Below are 18,830 nucleotides of genomic sequence, written 5' to 3' on the forward strand. Positions count from 1 at the left end.
AGATCACTCTTCCTTGGCGAATTCCTGGGCGAGTTCCTGGGTGAACGCGGGGACTCCGAGGTCGGCGAGCAGGCGGCGGCGCAGGGCCGCGAACGCGGGGTCGCCGGGGTCGCGGGGCCTGGGGACGTCGACGGGCTCGTCGGTGACGAGCCGCCCTCCGCGCAGGACGCAGACGCGGTCCGCGAGGCGCACCGCCTCGTCGACGTCGTGGGTGACCAGCAGGACGGCGGGGCGGTGGGCCCGGCACAGCTCGTTCACCAGGTCCTGCATGCGCAGCCGGGTGAGCGCGTCGAGCGCGGCGAACGGCTCGTCGAGCAGCAGCAGTTCGGGCTCGCGCACCAGGGCGCGGGCGAGCGCCACCCGCTGCGCCTCGCCGCCCGAGAGGGTGGTGGGCCACGCGCGGGCGTGGTTCTCGAGGCCGACCTCGGCGAGCGCCCTGCGCCCGCGCTCGGCCAGGCCCCTGGGGAGCGCGACGGTCACGTTGGCCAGGACCCGCTTGGAGGGGACGAGCCGTGGCTCCTGGAAGACGGTGGTGCGCGCCCTGGGCACCAGGATCTCGCCCGCGTCCGCCTCGTCGAGCGCGCCCAGGATCCGCAGCAGCGTCGTCTTGCCGCTGCCGCTCGCGCCGAGCAGCGCCACGAACTCGCCCGCGCCGATGGTGAGGTCGAGCCCGTCGAGCACGGCCCGTCCGGCGAACGCCCTGCGCAGGCCGCGAACATGTACGGCGACGCTCATCGGGCCGCCCCCCGCCACGGCATCAGCAGCCGTTCGAGCACGCGCACGATCACGTCGGCGCACAGCCCGAGCAGCCCGTACACCAGGATGCAGACGGCCAGGATGTCGGTGCGGGCGAAGTTGCCCGCCTGCACCATCAGATAGCCGATCCCCGCGGTCGTGTTGATCTCCTCGGCGGCGATCAGGGCGATCACGCTGAGGGTCATCGACAGCCTGAGCCCGGCGAGCAGCGAGGGCAGCGCCCCCGGCAGGACCACCTCGCGCACGAGGGCGAGCCTGCCCATGCCGAAGCTGCGCATGGCCTCGACCAGCTTGGGGTCGACGCTGCGGACGCCGCTCGATGTCGAGACATACATGGGGAACGTGGTCGCCACGGCGATCAGCAGGATCTTCGCGATCTCGTTGATCCCGAACCACACCATGAACAGCGGCACCAGGGCCAGGAACGGGATGGTGCGCAGGATCTGGAGCGAGGAGTCGAGCAGCTCGTCGCCGAGCCGGGTGAACCCCGTGATGACGCCCAGGGTCAGCCCCGCGGTCAGGCCGATCAGCAGCCCGGTGCCCGAGCGGGTCAGCGAGGTGGCGAGCGCCTCGGGGAGCTGGCCGTCGCCCCACAGCTCGACGACGGCCCCGGCCACGGCGCCCGGCGAGGCCAGCACATCGGGGGTGAGCACGCCCGTGGCCGAGGCCGCCCACCACAGCGTGACCAGGACCAGAGGGCCGACCGCGCGCACGGTCGTCGCGTACCAGTGCGGGCGGGGGCGCCTGACGTGGGCGTGCGGCGTCACCAGGCGGCTCTCGCCGCCCGCCCGTTCGGCGGCCCGCACGTCGGGCACGTCCTCGGTCGCCGTCATCGCAGCGTCGTCACGTCGAGCACGTGCGCGGCGACGTCCACCTCGTCACGGGTCACTCCGTGCTCGGCGTAGAAGCGCGCCACGTCCTGGAACCGCTCGATGTCCGCGTCGGTGATCGCCTCGACGGTGCTGCCCTGGGCGGTGAACTCCGCCTGCACGCGCAGCGCGTCGCCGGTGAGGGCCTGGGGGCCGACGTCGGTGTTGACGTTCAGGAACGCCTCGGGGTCCTCGCGCTGCCGCGCGCTGGCCTCGCGCAGGTACGCGTAGAGGGCGTGCACCACGTCGGGGTGCTCATCGGCGAACTCCGTCCTGACGGCGGTGAGGCTGTAGTTGTCGGACGCGATGTCCTCGCCGTCCACCAGGAAGTGGGCCTCGCCGCCGCCGATCTCGGCCACGGAGTACGCCGCCCACACCGCCCAGGCGTCCACCTGGCCCGCGTTGAAGACGGCGCCTGTCTGGTCGGGGCGCAGGTAGACCCGCTCGACCAGCCCGGGGTCGATGCCCTCCTGTTCCAGGGCCTTGAGCAGCAGGTACTCGCCGGTGCCGCCCTCGTTGACGGCGACCTTCCGGCCGACGAGGTCGTCGATGGACTCGATGCCCGAGCCGTCCCTGACGAGGATCCCCTCGCCCGCGGGGTCGGGCGCGGTGGCGGTGAAGAACGAGAACCTGGGGTTCTGGGACAGCGCGGTGATGCCGGAGGTGATGGAACCGGTCGCGATGTCGAGCTGGTCGGCGTTGAGGGACTGGGCGGCGGGCGCGAACGGCCCCGCGCTGCCCGTCCAGGCGACCTCGGCGCCCACCTCGGCGAGGGCGCGTTCGAGCGAGCCGTCCTTCTTGCCGAGGGCGAGGACACCGGAGTTGCCGGGGTCGGGGATGCGGACGGTGACCGTCGAGGCGTCGCCATCGCCGGTGTCCGCCTGGGAGTCCCCGCAGCCGGCGAGGGCCGCGAGCGCGGCGGCGGAGGCGAGTGCGGCGAGGGCGGATCTGCGGATGCGCATGGTGGGTCCTACGGGTCCTGGGAGGGGCGGGAGGGTGAGGTCGGGCGGTGTCGGCGGGCCGCCCTGAGCAGGGGTTCGGGCGCGGCCCACGCCCGCACGTCGACGCGTTCGGGCAGGAAGCCGTGGCCGTACAGGGACTCGGCCTGGCGGGCCAGCGACTCGAGCCGGTCCTCGGACAGATCGGGGTGGAGCGAACGGTGGGAGTCGGCCCGGTAGGCGCCGCGGACCCCCTCGGGGCCCGCGCCGGTCTCGGCGCCGAGGATGCGCGCCACGTCGTCTGGCCGGTCCGCCGCCCAGTCCGCGGCGCGCACCAGCACCGCGAGGAAGCGGTCCACCAGGGCGGGGTGCTCGTCGAGCAGCCGCTGGTGCACGGTGATGGGGCGCGGGGTGCCGTTGTTCACGCGGTGGGCGCGGTCGGGCAGCTCGTCGAGCTCCACGGCCACCTCGGCGCCGACGCGCGTCGCGGCCTCCACGGCCACGGCGCCCTTGACATACACGGCGTCCACGTCGCCCCGGCCGAGGGCGGCCAGCTCGGCCGCCCACTGCCCGTCCGAGCCCCCGGCGTCCACCTCGACCAGGGCCGCGTCATCGAGTGCCGCGCCCGCGGAGGCGAGCGCCCCCTCGAAGCCGCGCAGGGCCATGGCCCGCCAGAAGTCGATGGGCAGGCCGTGCCGTGGCACGGCGAGGCGGCGCCCGCGCAGCGCCGCCGCGCCCCGGATCCCCGACCCCGGGGCCACCAGGATCACCTGGCGCTCCTCGATCCAGGTGAGCCCGATCAGCCGGGTCGGCTCCCCGCGCGAACGGGCCCACAGCGCGGGCACGTTGCCGCCCTCCCTGAACAGGGCGGCCTCGGCGTGGGTGTAGTGGGTGCTGCGCGGCACCGCGTCGGCGTCGGTCGCCGCGTCCTGGAGGGAGCGGACCGCGATGCCGTCGGGCGCGAACTCGTCGGACAGCCACCGGCGGTCGGCGGCGATCCCGGTCGCCGTGGGCACCGGACAGCGGGTGTACCACAGGACCGTGGGCAGGGCTGGGTGTGTCATGGACTCTTCCCTGAAGGAGCTGGGGCCCCTCGGCGGCGCGGCGGCGGACGCGGCGGCGCCCCGCACCGCGAGGGCATGGGCCGTAAGGGCCGTCGGGGGAGTGTGCGTGGAGTGGCCCCGCGCGTCGCGGGGGTGGGCTCAGCGACAGACAGCGCTGGAGACGCGCCCCAGGTCGACATGGCGGCGGGCCGTGAGCGGGCACGGGACAACGGTGGCGTGACGCATCGTTCCGCTCCCTTCCCCGGCTCCCGCCGCACGCGCTCCGGCGGCTGTCCCGGAGCCTGGCACAGCCGGGAACGGCCAGGCAAGGAACGTCCCACCATGTGGGAGCGCACATGAACGCGGTGTTGCCGAGGGGGGTGCGGCTCCCGCGCGGATGCCGCCATGTGAGATGTTCGCGGCCTCGCACCCGCGGAGGGCCCCCCACGAGGGGCCCGCACGAAGGCCCCCACGAAGGGACGTATGGTGACGCCGACTTCGGGGACCGGCGCGCAGTCCGTCGGGCGCGCCCTCGACATCCTGCACTGCTTCCACGACAACGCGCCCGACCTCAGCGCCTCGGAGATCGCCCGCAGGCTCGATCTCTCGACGTCCACCGCGCACCGGCTGGCCCGCGCCCTGCTGGACGCGGGCTTCCTCGAACAGGACCACCGCACCGCGCGCTACCGGCTCGGCCCCGCGGTCACCGAGCTCGGGCGGCTCTCCTACCACCAGCGCGGCCTGCACCTGGTCGCGCCCGAGCTCACCGACCTCGCCGAGCGCACCGGCGCCACCGCGGACCTGGCGCTGCGCAGCGGGCCCTACGCCGTGATCGTGGCCGGTGGCTCCGTCACCCCGCGGGTCGGGCTGCGCAGGCCGCTGCACTCCACCGCGCTCGGCAAGGTGCTGCTCGCGTGGCCGCGCCCGGGCGAGGGCGGCGTGGAGTCCCTTCCGCCGCTGCCCGCGTTCACCGACCGCACCATCGTGGACGCCACGCGCCTCGCGGCCGAGCTCGACCAGGTGCGCGCGCGGCGCTACGCCGTCAACGACGGCGAGTCAGCGCACGGCATCCGCACCGTGGCCGTGCCGGTGCTCGACCACATCGAAGCCGCGCGCTTCGCCCTCGCGCTCCGCGGAACGCCCGACCTGATCACCGCCGAGCGCACCGAGTGGTTCCTCGACCAGGCCCGCGCCTGCGCGTGGGCCATCGAGGTGCTGCTGCTGCCCCCGGCGGAGCGCCGCCGCGCGGCCGAACGCCGTTCACCCCGAGGCGATTAGGCGGCCCCGAATCGGTCGATGATACGGACGGGTGGTGAGGTCATGAGCATGGCTGACGCGGCGTCCGACGGGCCGAGCGGGTCGGACGACCTGCTCTCCTGTCCGCTCCCCGGCTCCTTCCGCTTCGAGCCCTCGCCCCTGTGGGCCCGCTTGCGGGAATCGAGCCCCGTGGTGCGCGTGCGCACCGTCTCGGGCCATGTGGCCTGGCTGGTGACGCGCTACGAGGACGTCCGCGCCGTGCTGAGCGACAAGCGCTTCTCCCGGGCCCTGATGATCGCCCCTGGCGCGCCCCAGGCGGGGGTGACGAAGCCACGGCGCGGCTCGCTGCCGACGATGGACCCGCCGGAGCACACCCGGGTCAGAAAGCTGCTCACCGCGGGGTTCAGCCATCGCTATCTCGAGGGTCTGCGGCCCTGGATCAGGGACCTGGCGGAGCGGCTCGCGGACGACCTGGCCGCCGCGGACACACCGGCCGACGTGCGCGCGCTCTTCTCGCAGCCCCTCCCGATCCGGGTCATCTGCCAGATCCTCGGCGTCCCCTACGAGGACCGCGAGCGGTTCGCCGCCTGGTCGGCAAGCGTCTACGGCCTGTCACCCGACGAGGCCGACGCGGCCGACGACTCCTACGACCAGCTCGAGGCCTACCTCGGTCGGCTGCTCGCCGCCAAGCGCGTCGAGCTGAGGAAGGGCCGCGCGCCCGACGACCTGCTCGACCAGCTCATCGGCGCGAGCGACGAGCACGGGCGGCTCGACGAGGAGCAGCTCGTCGCGTTCGGCCTCAACCTGCTGATCGGCGGCTTCGAGACGACCGCCAACCAGCTGGGCACGTTCGTCGCGTCCCTGCTCGGCGGCCAGGGGGAGTGGCGAACGCTGGCCGCCCACCCGGATCTCGTCCCCGGGGCGGTGGAGGAGCTGCTGCGGCTGCACCGGCTGTCCGAAACCGGGCAACTACGCATAGCCACCGAGGACATCGAGCTGTCGGGCACGCGCATACGCGGCGGCGACGGGGTGATCGCCGCCATCGGCGCGGCCAATCGCGACCCCGGGGCCTTCCCCGACCCCGACCGGCTCGACATCACGCGCTCGCCCAACCCCCACCTGGCGTTCGGGCACGGGCCGCACTTCTGCCTGGGGGCGCACCTCGCGCGCATCGAGCTCCAGGAGGCGCTGCGCACGCTCACCAGGACGTTCCCCGGCATGCGCCTGGCCGTGCCGACCGCCGAGCTCGGCTGGCGAAGGGCGCTCATCAGCGGCCTCGAACGCATCCCCGTCGTGTGCGGGCCGCGCCAGGACTGAGCCGCCCGGAGCGTCGCGCTCCGTAGCGCCCGCCGATCCGGAGGGTGCGCGAACGGCGGGCCCGTTGTGAGCCCGACCACGCGACGCCCGTCACATCCGAAGGGGAATAGGAGAGCACCGGCCGACGCCTCGGTGGCACCGTGCCGCGTGGCGTGAGACGGCGGCGCGATGGCTCCAGGGCCTACGACCCTGCCTAGTGGATCTTGTTTTTGCGGTGCCCCCACGGCAGTTCCCACACTGGGCCACGTCGCGATCGCGGCACACCCCGCACGCTCCCCGCGCACCACGCGTGCGCTCCCGCACGCACCCAGGAGAGAGAAACGAGGTACGTCTCATGACCGCCAGTACGCACGGCACCCGCCGCACCCTGACCCGCAAGGTCGCGCTGGCCGGCATCGTCACCGCTGGCGCCGCCACCCTGACCCTGCCCTTCGCGCCCGGCGCGGCCGCCGACGAGGGGAACCACCACGTCGCCAGGACCGCCGAGGAGACCGCCGCCCCCGCGGCGTTCGCCCCGCAGAGCCCCGACGGCGCCCTGGGCCAGGCCCCCGGCACCGGAGACGACAAGAACGCCGACGGCGACCAGCGGCGCGACGACGCGAAGCGTGACCGCGCGGACCGCGCCGACGAGCGCGCCGACCGCGGTGACGACAGCGCCGACGCGCCCCGTGACAAGGGCCGTGGCGCCGAGTACCGCGAGGACGGCACGCTGATCACCGTCGAGCGCCACGAGCAGCCCCAGGCGCGGGCCGCATCGGACGAGGACATCGACCGCTGGATCGACGAGGCGCTCAAGGTCATGGACGAGAAGGGCATCCCCGGCTCGTACGAGGGCATCCACCGCAACCTGATGCGTGAGTCGAGCGGTGACCCGCTCACGATCAACCTGTGGGACAGCAACGCCGAGAAGAACATCCCGTCCAAGGGCCTGCTCCAGGTCATCGACCCGACCTTCGAGCAGTACCACGTCGCGGGCACGAGCAAGGACATCTACGACCCGGTCGCCAACATCACCGCGGCCTGCAACTACGCCGCCGACCGGTACGGCTCCATGGACAACGTCGACAGCGCGTACTGACGCGCACCACCCACCGCGCACAGCGCCCGGCCCGCCCCCCGGCGGACCGGGCGCCGCGCTCGTTCGGAGCCCGCGGCGCGACCTGACTGCGCGCGACCGCCCCGGGGGACGGGGCCGGTTGCGCGGGTGGGTAGCGTTTCCCCATGAGCGAGGACGGCGATCCTGACGACGCCGCGCTGCTGGCGGGGCTCGACACCACCGCCCAGGCGTGGGCTCGGCTCCTCGCGCTCGCCGATCGGTTCGCCGACGAGCCGCACGCCGACGACGACTACCGCTGGACGCGGTCCGAGCGGGGCGCGGACGGCGTCGTCAGGATCGGCTGCCCCGTCTACGGCGAGCGGGTCGTGCAGGCCCGCCGCGCGCTGGCCGAGGTGGGGGCGGTCACCCCGGCGTACCACTGGATGCGGCGCCGCGTGCCCTATGACGGCGGCGCGCTGTCGCCCGGCGACGCGGTCCGCATGGCCACGGCCGTCGTGCGCGGGGAGCGCTTCAACGACGGGTTCATCGGCAGGGCGGTGGAGAGCGGCGCCCTGGCGGCGATCCTGGCCGCCCTGGCCACCTGGTACCGGGACCGCCCCGGCGCGTGAGCGGCGCGGGGGCCGAGACCGGGAACGTCGCCGGGTCGGAGCACTTCTCCGTCCGCTACGGCGACGCGTTCGCGCCGGGCCAGCGGCCACCCCGTCGCAGCACCGGAACCACCCGCTGTGGGAGGTCGGCCCGCCGCCACCGGGCGGCGGGCCGACCCCGGGGCGTTCAGGCGGCGTTGCCGCCGTGCTCCGCGCCGCCGGGGGCGCCGGTGCCGAGGTGGACGGGCAGCTCCTGGCGCCGCTTGACGTCGAGCTTGCGGTACACGCGGGTGAGGTGCTGCTCGACGGTGCTCGCGGTGATGAAGAGCTTCCCGGCGATCTCCCGGTTGGTGTAGCCCATGACGGCCAGCGAGGCGACGCGGCGTTCGGAATCGGTGAGACGGGACAGCTCCGCCCGCTCCTCGGGCTCGGCGACGGCGCCGCTGAGTCCCGACGGCACGGACAGCAGCTCCTCGGTCAGCGGCCTGGCCCGGCACAGCTTGGCGAGGTGCCAGGCGCGGCGGAAGACCATGCGGGCGCGGCGCTTCTCCCCGAGCGCGTAGTGGGCGCGGCTGAGGTCGGCCAGGGTGTGGGCCTGTTCGAGGCGGTTCCCGTGGTCCTCGAAGATGTCGAGTGCCTCCGTGAGGAGTTGGGGCCAGCGGGCGGCGGGCCCCGAGGTGGCCAGGATCCGCAGGGACGACGCCCTGGCGGCCGTGCCGTCGGTGCCCGGGCGGGCGAGCTGGTCGGAGGCGAGGCGCCGGGCGCGGTCCTTGTTGCCGAGGCGCAGCCACGCCTCGGCCGCGCTGGTGCGCCAGGGCACCAGGTCGGGCAGGTCGAGGCCCCAGCCGCGCATCAGCTCGCCGCAGGACATGAAGTCGGCGAGCGCCGCGTGGGGGTGGTGGGTGGCGAGGTAGTAGTGGCCGCGGGCGTGCAGGTAGTGCAGCCCGTGGCGACCGGCGTTGAGCTCGAAAGGAACGGGGTGGGCCAGGAGCCGGGCGCCCTCGTCGTGGTCGCCCGCCCTGGTGGCGGCCATGATCAGGGTGGCGAGGGGGAAGCCGACGGCCAGGCCCCAGGCGCCGGGCGGCAGATGGGTCAGCGCGGCCCGCGCGGCCGCCATGGCCTCGGCCAGCTCGCCGCGCCGCAGGGCGGTCTCGGCCCGGACGGCGGCGAACACGGCCCGCCAGACCGGGGTCCGCCGGGTCGCGGCCTCCGCGAGGTCGTCGCACCAGCGTTCGGCGGCGCGGTACCGGCCCGCCTGGACGAGCACCTGGAGCGCGAGCAGCGCGGCCTCGACGGCCCACGGGTCGGGGCGGCCCAGGCTCAGGTCGCTGAGCGTCTGTTCGGCCTGTTCGGCGGTCTCCTCGCGCCGCCCGCGGGTCAGGAGGTCGGAGAGCACGGCGAGCGAGCGGAGCCTCACGTCGTCGTGGGGGCCGGTCAGGCCGTCCTCGGGGCCGCCGGGCGCGGCGGTCCTCGGGCGGTGGGGGGCGAGGGGCGGGTGGACGACGGCGAGCCACGCCTCCAGGTCGCGCAGTCCCGCGGCCTCGGGGGCGGGCAGGGCGCGCAGGTGCTCCAGGGCCTCGGTGGCCTCCGTGACGCGGCCGAGCCACAGGAGCTGGCGGATCAGCGGAACGCCGTGGCGGGGCGCGAGTCGCCCGGCGCGCAGGTCCGCGACGAGCGGCCCGAGGTGATGGGCGGCGGCCAGCGGGTTGAGCTGCCACTCCGCGTCGGCGAGCCTGGCGCGGATAACGGCTCGCTCGGGGCCGTCCTGGCAGCCGCGGTGCGCCAGCTCGAGGCACTCGACGGCCCAGGGCACCCGGCCGTCGAGCAGGGCGTGTTCGGCGGCTTCGAGCAGCAGGTCGCGGGCCCAGAGCGGGGCGGCGTCGCCCGCGTCGACGAGATGGCGGGCGACCGCCACCGGGTCGGCGCCCTGGCGGTGCAGCAGCTCGGCGGCGCGGCGGGAGTAGGCGGCCCTTTCGGTGGTGGGCAGGTCGTCGAGGACGGCGGCGCGGGCGGCCGGGTGGCGGAAGTCACCGCCGTCGAGCAGCCCGGCGGCGGTCAGGGTGCGCAGCGCCCGCTCCACGGTCGCGGGCGTGGTGTCGGCGAGGTCGCCGAGCGCGGCGGGTTGAGCCGGTTCGCCGAGGACCGCCAGGGCGCGCGCGATCCGCACCGGCTCGGGCCCCGCGCGGTGGGCGCAGCGCAGCACGGCGCGGCCGTAGCCCTCGGCGCGTACCCCGGCCGCCTCCCTGTGGTCCTCGACGAGCGCGTGGAGCAGCAGGGGATTGCCTCCGCTCGCGGCGTGCAGCGCGGGGGCCAGCCGGTGGGCGGCGCGGGCGCCCAGCTCGTCGGTGAGCAGCCCGGTGACGGCGTCCTGGCCGAGGAGTCCCACGTGGAGTTCGGCGACGTTCGGCAGGCGGAGCAATTCGGCGCGCAACGGTGAATTCTCGGGCTCGGGGTGATCCTCTCCCGCGAGTACGAGCAGGATACGGGCCGAGCTGATCCGGCGGGCCAGGTAGTGCAGGCAGCACCAGGACGGCCCGTCGGCGTTCCTGATGTCGTCGATCCCTATCAGTAGGGGCGTCTCGGCGGCGAGATCGAGGATCACCTGACTCAGCCCGTGGATCACCTGGACCGCTTCGAAAGTCAGCTCTTCGTACGGTGACGTGGCGGGCGCCGTCGTGGTCAATGCCCGGTCGATCAACTGCCCGGCCCTGGCGACGAGTCCAGGCGGCAGTGGCGCGCTGCGGAAGAGCTGACTGAGAACGCTGAACGGAATCTTCCGTTCCGCTGGTGAGCAGATGGCGTCGAGGAAGAGGACATCGGATTTTGTGGCGGCTTCGGCGAAATTCCGCAGCAGTTCTGTCTTCCCGCTGCCCGCGGGGCCGTTCAAAAGAACGGTTCGCCCCTCCCCGCGTATTGAGTCGTCGAGTAGTAGTCCCAGCCGCACCAGGTGGTCGCCCCGTTCGAGCAGACGCACCGGTCACCCCCTTGTCGAGATGTGGCATAACCTCGTTGACCTGCGCACTCCTTCGTGAACAGCGGCTCGGCGCTCACTCTAACAATGCCGCTGGGGGCGAAGTTGCATCTGCCGCCCATTCTTCGGGAATCGCCTGGCAATTGCATTAGCGTCACCCATGGTAGGAGCGGGGGAGTGAGAGATACCCCACACGTGGCGTTGGGCGTTTTGGTGCCGTCTTACCGGTTTGATGCCGTTTCTCCGTGAAGGCTGGAATCGTTAATCGAAACTTCACAGTACGAGACCACCGCGCCCCCGTCGGGCTTCCGGCCCCGGTGGCGGGCGGTAACACCCTTGACACCGACTCCTCTTGACAACAGAATTGATGCTTGATTTGAGGCTTGTCGCCATGTGCCCCCCCACCGCACATCGATCGCTGGTAGCGATCTGTCAATTGCGCGTGAGAAATCGAACCGAGACGGAGGTTCAGTCGCATGCAATTCAGGATCCTGGGCACCATGGAGATCACCGACCGCAGCCGTTCGATTCAGCTCAGAGGAATGACTCAGAGAGCGGTGCTCGGCTATCTGCTGCTTCATGCCAATGAAACCGTGGCAACCAGTCATTTATTGCGGGCGCTGTGGGGGGATAAACCACCGATCACCGCACGCAAGATGCTTCAGAACGCGGTCGCGGGGCTGCGCCGCCGACTGGATGTCAGGGACGCGCGGCAGGTTTCCCTGCTGACGCACGCGCCGGGGTATCTGCTGCGCGTCGACCCGGAGCGGGTGGACTGGTTCCGTTTCCGCGGCGGGGCCGAGCAGGGCCGGGCGGAGCTGGCGGTGGGCGCGTGGGGGGCGGCCGCCACGCTGCTGCGGGAGGCGCTGGACCTGTGGCGCGGCCCGCTGCTGGCCGACCTGGCCGAGGTCGGCGTCGACTGGCCCGAGTTGGCCACCGCGGAGGGCATGCGGCTCGCGGTGCTCGAGGACTGCGCGGAGGCGGAGCTGGCGATCGGCCGCCACCACGAGGTGATCGACGAGCTGGCCGCCGCCGCCGAGGCGGCGCCGCGCAGGGAGCGGCTGTGCGGGCTCCTGATGATGGCCCTCTACCGGAGCGGTCGGCAGGCCGACGCGCTCGAGGCCTATCGGCGGACGCGGACGGTGCTCGTGGACGAGCTGGGCCTCGACCCGGGGCACGAGCTGCGGGAGTTGGAGCGTTCCATCCTCAACCACGATCCGTCCCTCGCCCTGTTGGCGGCCGGCGGAACGGCCGTTTCGCTGCGCAGCGCGCCCGCCGACAGGACGGGGCCCGCCGATGTCGCGGCGGACGGGGCGGACGCGCGGCCCGGCGCGGCGGCCCGGGCCACGCACGAGCCCGTGCCCGGGGGTGACGCGCGGGCCGCGGGGCCCGAGCGTGGGGCGGGCGGCGCCGCGGTGGAGCGCAAGTGGGTGAGCGTGCTGCTGGTGCGGGCCCAGGAGGGCGACGGTGGCGAGGCGCAGGACCCGGAGGACGCCGCGGAGGGGACGCGGCGGGTCACCGCCGCGGTGCGTGAGGAGGTCGACCGGTACGGCGGGGTGCTGCACGGCCGGATGGGGTCGGTGTGGCTTGCGCTGTTCGGCGTGGAGCGGAACCGCGAGGACGACGCCCAACGCGCGGTGCGGGCCGGTCTTGCGATCCGCGACCGTGTCGCGGCGCGGCAGTCGGCCGACGCCGGGCTCGAGCCCGGGCCCAGGGCCGCGGTGGCCACCGGGGAGGTGCTGGTGACGCGGGGCCGGGAGCCGGAGTGCGACGCCGGGACGCCCGAGGTGGCCGGTGGGGTGCTCGATGTCGGGATGCGGCTGCTGATGCTGGCCTCCCCGCGTGAGGTACGGGTGTGCGACGCGACCCGGCAGATGAGCGAGGCCGCCTTCGTCCACGAGGCGTCCCCGCAGCCGATGGGCGGCTGGGGGGTGACGGGGATCAGGGAGTGCCGCGTTCCCGACCAGCCGACGCCGCCGTTCGTGGAGCGCGAGCGGGAGTTGGAGATCCTCCAGGGCCTGCTGGGGGACGTCCTGCGCCGCCGCAGGCCGCAGCTGGCCGCGGTGGTGGGCGAGGCCGGTGTCGGCAAGAGCCGCCTGGTCGCCGAGCTCGGCCGGACGGTGGGCGACGTGGCGGACGGCTTCCGCTTCGTGCTCGGCCGCACCTCGTCCTTCCCCACGAACACGCCCTTCGGCCCGCTCGCCGAGGTGGTCAGGTCGCTCCTCGGCGTGCTGCACACCGACTCGCCGACGGTCGTCGAGGGGCGGCTGCTGCACACGGTGCGGCGCCTGGTCGGCCCCGGCGAGACCGCGGCCAGGCTGCTGCCGCACCTGCGTCCGCTGGCCGGGCTGACCCCGGGCCCGCGGCCGCGCGGCGGCACCCCCGAGGCGTTCGCGGCATGGCGCCGCTTCATCGAGGAGGCGGCGACCGAACAGCCGTTGGTGATGGTCTTCGAGGACCTGGACCGGGCCGAGACGCCGATGATCGAGTTCGTCCAGGAGCTGATCGTGAACACCCGTCCCGTGCCGGTGCTCATCGTGGCGACGGCCCGCCCGGTGCACGGCCAGCCGAGGCCCTGCCAGCACGGCGGCCTCCGGGACTCGACCACCCTGCTGCTCGACCCGCTGTCGGACACGGGCGCCGCGTTCCTGCTCTCCTCGCTGCTGCCTTCGCACCGCCCGGGCGACCAGCCGCTCGACGCCCGCCATCCGCTGGTGGCGAGCATCGGCGGCAACCCCCTGTTCGCCGTGGAGTACGCGCGAGCGCTGCGGGACGGCCCGCCCGACCGGGAGATACCGACCCCGCCCGCGGTGCGCAGCATCATCGCGGCCCGGCTCGACACCCTGCCCCGTGGGGCCAAGGCGGTGCTCCAGGACGCGGCGATCTTCGGCGCCTCGGTGGACGCGGTGGCGTTGGCCGCGGTCGGCGGCCGGAGCTGGATCGAGGTGCGTCGGCACCTGGAGGGCCTGGAGCGCGGGGAGTTCCTGCGGCGCAACGGGCGGGTGTCGGTGACCGGCGACCCCGAGTACGACTTCCAGCAGGTGGTGGTGCGGGAGGTGGCGTACGCGCAGCTGCCGCGTGAGGTCAGGTCGGCGAAGCACAGCCGGGCCGCGCGGTGGCTGGAGATGCGGGAGGCCGAGCGGGTCGCGCCGCGCGCCCCCCGCCCCAGGGCCGCGCCGCTCGCCGCCCCGGCCGGATAGGCCGACGGCGCCCCGGGCACGCCGGGGCGCCGGGCGCGGCGCGGCTCAGGCCGGGCCAGGGCCCGCCGGGCCCGGGTCCTCGGCCAGCAGGACCGCGCCGTGCAGGGAGGACAGGCCGCCGAGCACCGCGGGACCCACCGGGGGCGGCGGGTGGCCCGGCCTGGCGAGGCCGCGGGCGTGGTCGGCGACCGCGGCCACGAAGCCCGGCAGCCCGTCGGCGAACCCGCCGCCGACCAACGCCCGGTCGGGGGCGAGCAGTTCGCCGAGCGAGACGATGGCGGCCCCGAGCGCGGCGCAGCTCTCGTCCACGGCGGCCACCGCCCATGGCGCACGGGCGGCGAACGCCTCACGCAGCGCGGCGAACGGCACCTCGCCGCCGGTGCCGCGCAGCCTGGCGGCCCGCCGCAGGGTGGCGGGTCCCGCGGCCACCGCCTGGAGGCAGCCGCGCCGCCCGCAGCCGCAGCGCGGCCCCGCCCTGTCCACGATCAGATGCCCGATCTCGCTCGACCCCCGGCCGAGCCCGGGGCAGGGGCGGCCGCCCAGCACGATCCCGCCGCCGATGCCGGTGCCGACGCCGAGGTAGACCAGGTTCGCGCAGCCGGTGGCGTGCGCCTCCGCGAGGGCCGCGAGGTCGCCGTCGTCCGCCCAGGCGACCCGGGCGGCGGGGAACAGGGCGCGCAGCGAGGCGCCGAAGTCCAGGCCGGTCCATGACGGTCGGCCCGGCCAGGTGACGACCCGTCCGGCGGGGTCGACGGTGCCAGGCATGGCGACGCCGACGGAGGCGACGGGCGCGTCCCAGCGGTCGCGCAACGCCCGTACCCGCTCGGCGAGCGCCGCCAGATCGCGGTCCGCGTCGCCGGTTTCCGGCCAGCGGAAGACGTCTTCCCAGGCGTCTTCCCAGGCGTCGGCCCGGTCGTTCCCCCGGCCCCGCGCGCCGTCGGCGACGGCGCGCAGGGCGACCTTGGTGCCGCCGATGTCGATGCCGAGGCGGCCGGTGGGCGCGTTCATCGACGGGTCAGCCGTCCACCACGCCCAGCAGGGCGCGGGCGGCCAGCCGGTAGCCGAGCGCGCCGAGGCCGACGATGACGCCGCTGGCCAGGGGCGCGATGACGGACTCGTGCCGGAACCGCTCGCGCGCCCAGACGTTCGACAGGTGGACCTCGATCCATGGCCTGGGGTAGTTGGCCAGCGCGTCGCGCAGGCTCCAGCCCGCGATCATCAACGCCCCCGGGTTGACGATGGCGCCCACCGTGTCGTAGCTGTCCTGGATCGCGTGGATCAGCTCGCCCTCGGATTCGTGCTGGACGGCGACGACCTTCCAGCCGCGCTCGGCGACCTCATCGCCGACCGCCTGCTCCACATCGGCGAGCGTGGCGGTCCCGTACACCTCGGGCTCACGCTTTCCTAGAATTCCTAGATTCGGGCCGTTCAGCAGCAGTATGTCGCTCAATGGTCACCTCGCCGGGCAATTGAAAGGGCCTTTATTTGGAATGGCGGATTGTCGCGTCGTTGATGCGTCGAAGGTATAGCAGCGAGCTTCTTCGGCACAGCGATGATCCGCGATCCCATGGAAATCAAGGGGACATGTAGGGGGATCCTTAGGGGGTGTTCTCGTTTATCGCGAGCGGGGTAGCATGCCGCACGTGCGATGGCCGGCATCCACATTCACCCGTCGTTGTGCCGTATCCATTCTCGCGAGGAGAATCATGAGTGATCCCGCACGTCAGGCACCGGAATTCCCGGCCTGGCCCCAGTTCGACGAGGCGGAGCGGGCGGGGCTGATCCGCGCGCTCGAGCAAGGACAGTGGTGGCGCAACGGCGGCAGCGAGGTCGACACCTTCGAGCGGGAGTTCGCGGCGTACCACGGCTCCCCCTACGCCTTGGCCGTCACCAACGGGACGCACGCCCTCGAGCTGGCCCTCGAGGTCCTCGGCGTCGGCCCCGGCACCGAGGTCATCGTCCCGGCGTTCACGTTCATCTCGTCATCCCAGGCCGCCCAGCGCCTCGGCGCCGTCGCCGTCCCCGTGGACGTCGACCCCGAGACGTACTGCATCGACGTGGCAGCGGCCGAGGCGGCGATCACCCCGCGGACCCGGGCGATCATGCCGGTGCACATGGCGGGCCACTTCTCCGACATGGACGCGCTCGAGAAGCTCTCCGCCGACTCGGGCGTGCGGCTGATCCAGGACGCCGCGCACGCGCACGGGGCGCAGTGGCAGGGCAAGCGCGTCGGCGAGCTGGGCTCGGTCGCGGCGTTCAGCTTCCAGAACGGCAAGCTGATGACGGCCGGCGAGGGGGGCGCCGTCACCTTCCCCGAGAGCGAGCTGTACGAGGAGGCGTTCCTGCGGCACAGCTGCGGACGGCCGCGCGACGACCGGACGTACCGGCACCGCACCTCGGGCTCCAACTTCCGGCTCAACGAGTTCTCCGCCTCGGTGCTGCGGGCACAGCTGGCCAGGCTCGACGGGCAGATCGAGACCAGGGAGCTGCGCTGGCCGCTGCTTGCCGACCTGCTCGCCGAGATCCCCGGCGTGATCCCGCAGGGCCGCGACCGGCGGGCCGACAGGAACCCGCACTACATGGCGATGTTCCGCATCCCCGGCATCACCGAGGAGCGCCGCAACGCGCTGGTGGACGCGCTGATCGAGCGGGGGCTACCCGCGTTCGCCGCGTTCCGCGCGATCTACCGGTGCGACGGATTCTGGGAGACCGCGGCACCGAGCGAGTCGGTGGACGACATCGCCCGACGCTGCCCCAACTCCGAGGCGATCAACGCCGACTGCGTCTGGCTGCACCACAGGACCCTGCTGGGCACCGAGCGGCAGATGCACGACATCGCGACCATCGTGGCCGACACCCTGGCCGAGGCGTGAACGCCCCCGCGGGCGCCCCCGCGCGCGCCGCGGGCGGCGGGCCCGTGCGGGTGGCGCTCGTCGGCCTCGGCTGGGCGGGGCGGTCGATCTGGCTGCCCCGGCTCCGCGAGCACCCGGCGTACACGGTCACGGCCGTGGCCGATCCCGACCCGGCCGCCCGCGCGGCGGCCGTCGCCGCGCACGCGGGCGCGCGCGCCCTGGCGGGGGTGGCCGAGCTGACGCCCGAGGTGGCCGACCTGGCCGTGGTGGCGGTGCCCAACCACCTGCACGCGCCGGTGGCCGCCGAGCTGCTGGGCCGCGGCATCCCGGTGTTCGTGGAGAAGCCCGTCTGCCTCACCTCGGCTGAGGCCGACCTGCTCGCGGCGGCCGAGCGCGCGGGCGGGGCGGTGCTGCTCGCCGGGAGCGCGGCCCGCTACCGGGCCGACGTGCGGGCGCTGCACGCGCTCGCCGGGGACCTCGGCACCGTGCGGCACATCGAGGCGGCGTGGGTGCGGGCCAGCGGGGTGCCGGACGCGGGCGGCTGGTTCACCGACCTGCGGCGGGCCGGTGGCGGCGCGCTGCTCGACCTGGGCTGGCACCTGCTCGACAGCATCGGGCCCCTGCTCGGCGAGGCCGTCTTCGAGCAGGTGGCGGGGACGGTCTCCGACGACTTCGTCAGCAGCGGCTCACGGCAGGCCGCCTGGCGGAGGGACGGCGCACCCGGCGGGCCCGCGGCGGCGAACGTGGCGGGCGATGTGGAGGACACCGCGCGCGGCTTCCTGGTCACCGGGGACGGCGTGTCGGTGTCGCTGCGGGCCAGCTGGGCGTCGCACGAGGCGCGCGACGTGACCCTGATCCGCGTCGAGGGCAGCGCGGGCACGGCGACGCTGCGCTGCACCTTCGGGTTCAGCCCCAACCGCCAGGAGCGCTCGGAGCTGACCCGGACCAGGGACGGCGAGACGCGACCCGTGGCGGTGCCGGACGAGCCGGTCGGCGCGGAGTACCTCGGGCAGCTCGACGCGCTGCCCGCGCTGCTGGCCGACCCGTCCTTCAGGGGCCGCGCGGTGGCGGACGCCCGCCGCGCCATCGGGGTCATCGAGGGGCTCTACACCTCGGCCAGGACCTCCCGCGCGCGCCGGGCCCCTGGACCCGCGGTGCCCGCCGAGGTGTGAAAGGGCGGCCGGTGCGCCCGCCCGCCGGGCGCACCGCACGCACGGGCGACAAACGCCCGCAAACCGACTCTCAGCGCGGAGGAACGCGATGGACACCCACCTGATCAGGAACGCGCCACATCAGGGCACCGCCGTACCCCCCAGGCCGCGGGCGGTGGTGTTCGACCTCGACGGGGTCCTGGTGGACAGCTTCGACGTGATGCGGGAGGCGTTCACCATCGCCTACCGCGAGGTCGTCGGCGAAGGGGAGGCGCCGTTCGACGAGTACAACCGGCACCTGGGCCGGTACTTCCCCGACATCATGCGGATCATGGACCTGCCGCTCGAGATGGAGGGTCCCTTCGTCCGGGAGAGCTACCGGCTGGCCCACCGGGTGCCCCTGTTCGGCGGGGTGCCCGAGCTGCTGCGGACCCTGCGGGACCGCGGCCTGCGGCTGGCCGTCGCCACGGGCAAGAGCGGCCCCAGGGCCCGCTCGCTGCTCGAACAGCTCGGCGTGCTCCCGCTGTTCGAGCACGTCATCGGCTCGGACGAGGTGGCAAGGCCCAAGCCCGCGCCCGACATCGTGGAGCACGCGCTCGGCCTGCTCGGGGTGTCGGCGGCCGAGGCGCTGATGGTCGGCGACGCGGTCACCGACCTGGCGAGCGCGCACGGCGCCGGGGTCGCCGCGGTGGCCGCGCTGTGGGGCGAGACCGACGAGGCGGCGCTGCTCGCGGCCGGTCCCGACGCGGTCCTGCACGCCCCGGCCGAGCTGCTCGCGCTCTGCCCCGCGGTGGCCACGCCGGAGAGCTGACCGGCCCGTGGGCGTGCGCCC

The 18,830-nt window shown here is 74.3% G+C and carries 15 protein-coding genes; 8 read left to right on the forward strand and 7 right to left on the reverse strand.

Annotation, left to right across the window (positions count from 1 at the left end):
- Window positions 1-3: 3 nt before the first annotated feature.
- The 4 genes from D7318_RS19835 to D7318_RS19850 are packed head-to-tail and all read right to left on the reverse strand — an operon-like array spanning window position 4 to window position 3,627.
- A complete protein-coding gene (locus D7318_RS19835; protein ID WP_120698492.1) occupies window positions 4-735 on the reverse strand; it encodes an ABC transporter ATP-binding protein in 732 nt (243 codons plus the stop codon).
- Entirely contained in the window at window positions 732-1,589 is an 858-nt protein-coding gene (locus D7318_RS19840; protein ID WP_120698469.1) for an ABC transporter permease, read from the reverse strand. Before D7318_RS19840 ends, D7318_RS19835 begins: the two co-directional genes overlap by 4 nt.
- The gene (locus tag D7318_RS19845; RefSeq protein WP_120698470.1) at window positions 1,586-2,587 is read right to left on the reverse strand and encodes an NrtA/SsuA/CpmA family ABC transporter substrate-binding protein; all 1,002 of its coding nucleotides are present in this window, start codon (window positions 2,585-2,587) and stop codon (window positions 1,586-1,588) included. Before D7318_RS19845 ends, D7318_RS19840 begins: the two co-directional genes overlap by 4 nt.
- Before the next feature lie 8 nt (window positions 2,588-2,595).
- A complete protein-coding gene (locus D7318_RS19850; RefSeq protein WP_120698471.1) occupies window positions 2,596-3,627 on the reverse strand; it encodes an ABC transporter substrate-binding protein in 1,032 nt (343 codons plus the stop codon).
- A gap of 462 nt (window positions 3,628-4,089) precedes the next feature.
- Here D7318_RS19850 and D7318_RS19855 point away from each other — a divergent pair, with 462 nt between their 5' ends.
- The 4 genes from D7318_RS19855 to D7318_RS19870 all read left to right on the forward strand — a co-directional run bounded on the left by D7318_RS19855 (window position 4,090) and on the right by D7318_RS19870 (window position 7,845).
- Window positions 4,090-4,884, forward strand: a complete 795-nt coding sequence (locus D7318_RS19855; protein ID WP_120698472.1) for an IclR family transcriptional regulator — start codon at window positions 4,090-4,092, stop codon at window positions 4,882-4,884.
- A gap of 42 nt (window positions 4,885-4,926) precedes the next feature.
- Window positions 4,927-6,180, forward strand: coding sequence for a cytochrome P450 (locus D7318_RS19860; RefSeq protein ID WP_220729712.1), 1,254 nt, complete (start codon window positions 4,927-4,929; stop codon window positions 6,178-6,180).
- A gap of 334 nt (window positions 6,181-6,514) precedes the next feature.
- Window positions 6,515-7,258: a transglycosylase SLT domain-containing protein gene (locus tag D7318_RS19865; protein ID WP_120698473.1), complete on the forward strand. Its 744-nt coding sequence runs from the start codon at window positions 6,515-6,517 to the stop codon at window positions 7,256-7,258.
- Window positions 7,259-7,401: 143 nt separating this feature from the next.
- The gene (locus D7318_RS19870) at window positions 7,402-7,845 is read left to right on the forward strand and encodes a DUF6508 domain-containing protein (protein ID WP_120698474.1); all 444 of its coding nucleotides are present in this window, start codon (window positions 7,402-7,404) and stop codon (window positions 7,843-7,845) included.
- 166 nt (window positions 7,846-8,011) lie between these two features.
- On the opposite strand, the gene D7318_RS19875 is transcribed toward D7318_RS19870, so the two are convergent.
- Window positions 8,012-10,798, reverse strand: coding sequence for a helix-turn-helix transcriptional regulator (locus D7318_RS19875; protein WP_120698475.1), 2,787 nt, complete (start codon window positions 10,796-10,798; stop codon window positions 8,012-8,014).
- Window positions 10,799-11,337: 539 nt separating this feature from the next.
- Between D7318_RS19875 and D7318_RS19880 the strand changes: the two genes are divergently transcribed.
- Window positions 11,338-13,995 (forward strand): BTAD domain-containing putative transcriptional regulator, encoded by a 2,658-nt coding sequence (locus tag D7318_RS19880; RefSeq protein ID WP_183091488.1) that lies wholly within the window; start codon window positions 11,338-11,340, stop codon window positions 13,993-13,995.
- A 45-nt stretch (window positions 13,996-14,040) separates the two neighbouring features.
- Here D7318_RS19880 and D7318_RS19885 read toward each other — a convergent pair whose 3' ends face one another.
- The gene (locus tag D7318_RS19885) at window positions 14,041-15,003 is read right to left on the reverse strand and encodes an ROK family protein (protein WP_120698477.1); all 963 of its coding nucleotides are present in this window, start codon (window positions 15,001-15,003) and stop codon (window positions 14,041-14,043) included.
- A gap of 7 nt (window positions 15,004-15,010) precedes the next feature.
- Window positions 15,011-15,445 carry a type II 3-dehydroquinate dehydratase gene (locus D7318_RS19890; RefSeq protein ID WP_120698478.1) on the reverse strand — a complete coding sequence of 145 codons (435 nt, stop codon included), beginning with the start codon at window positions 15,443-15,445 and terminating at the stop codon, window positions 15,011-15,013.
- A gap of 256 nt (window positions 15,446-15,701) precedes the next feature.
- Between D7318_RS19890 and D7318_RS19895 the strand changes: the two genes are divergently transcribed.
- From D7318_RS19895 to D7318_RS19905, 3 genes are all read left to right on the forward strand, one after another.
- Window positions 15,702-16,868: a DegT/DnrJ/EryC1/StrS family aminotransferase gene (locus D7318_RS19895; RefSeq protein ID WP_120698479.1), complete on the forward strand. Its 1,167-nt coding sequence runs from the start codon at window positions 15,702-15,704 to the stop codon at window positions 16,866-16,868.
- Entirely contained in the window at window positions 16,865-18,019 is a 1,155-nt protein-coding gene (locus D7318_RS19900) for a Gfo/Idh/MocA family protein (RefSeq protein WP_230423912.1), read from the forward strand. Before D7318_RS19895 ends, D7318_RS19900 begins: the two co-directional genes overlap by 4 nt.
- Window positions 18,020-18,107: 88 nt before the next feature.
- On the forward strand, window positions 18,108-18,809 hold the full coding sequence (locus D7318_RS19905) for an HAD-IA family hydrolase (RefSeq protein WP_120698480.1): 702 nt from the start codon (window positions 18,108-18,110) through the stop codon (window positions 18,807-18,809).
- Window positions 18,810-18,830 lie beyond the last annotated feature (21 nt).

Source organism: Streptomyces radicis, from assembly GCF_003626575.1.
GTDB classification, from domain to species: Bacteria; Actinomycetota; Actinomycetes; order Streptomycetales; family Streptomycetaceae; genus Streptomyces; species Streptomyces radicis.

What these genes read in the sequence shown, in the direction of transcription:
- D7318_RS19835 (WP_120698492.1), bottom strand. Translation starts at nt 735, where the DNA reads ATGAGCGTCGCCGTACATGTTCGCGGCCTGCGCAGGGCGTTCGCCGGA.
- D7318_RS19840 (WP_120698469.1), bottom strand. Translation starts at nt 1,589, where the DNA reads ATGACGGCGACCGAGGACGTGCCCGACGTGCGGGCCGCCGAACGGGCG.
- D7318_RS19845 (WP_120698470.1), bottom strand. Translation starts at nt 2,587, where the DNA reads ATGCGCATCCGCAGATCCGCCCTCGCCGCACTCGCCTCCGCCGCCGCG.
- D7318_RS19850 (WP_120698471.1), bottom strand. Translation starts at nt 3,627, where the DNA reads ATGACACACCCAGCCCTGCCCACGGTCCTGTGGTACACCCGCTGTCCG.
- D7318_RS19855 (WP_120698472.1), top strand. Translation starts at nt 4,090, where the DNA reads ATGGTGACGCCGACTTCGGGGACCGGCGCGCAGTCCGTCGGGCGCGCC.
- D7318_RS19860 (WP_220729712.1), top strand. Translation starts at nt 4,927, where the DNA reads ATGAGCATGGCTGACGCGGCGTCCGACGGGCCGAGCGGGTCGGACGAC.
- D7318_RS19865 (WP_120698473.1), top strand. Translation starts at nt 6,515, where the DNA reads ATGACCGCCAGTACGCACGGCACCCGCCGCACCCTGACCCGCAAGGTC.
- D7318_RS19870 (WP_120698474.1), top strand. Translation starts at nt 7,402, where the DNA reads ATGAGCGAGGACGGCGATCCTGACGACGCCGCGCTGCTGGCGGGGCTC.
- D7318_RS19880 (WP_183091488.1), top strand. Translation starts at nt 11,338, where the DNA reads ATGACTCAGAGAGCGGTGCTCGGCTATCTGCTGCTTCATGCCAATGAA.
- D7318_RS19885 (WP_120698477.1), bottom strand. Translation starts at nt 15,003, where the DNA reads ATGAACGCGCCCACCGGCCGCCTCGGCATCGACATCGGCGGCACCAAG.
- D7318_RS19895 (WP_120698479.1), top strand. Translation starts at nt 15,702, where the DNA reads ATGAGTGATCCCGCACGTCAGGCACCGGAATTCCCGGCCTGGCCCCAG.
- D7318_RS19905 (WP_120698480.1), top strand. Translation starts at nt 18,108, where the DNA reads ATGGACACCCACCTGATCAGGAACGCGCCACATCAGGGCACCGCCGTA.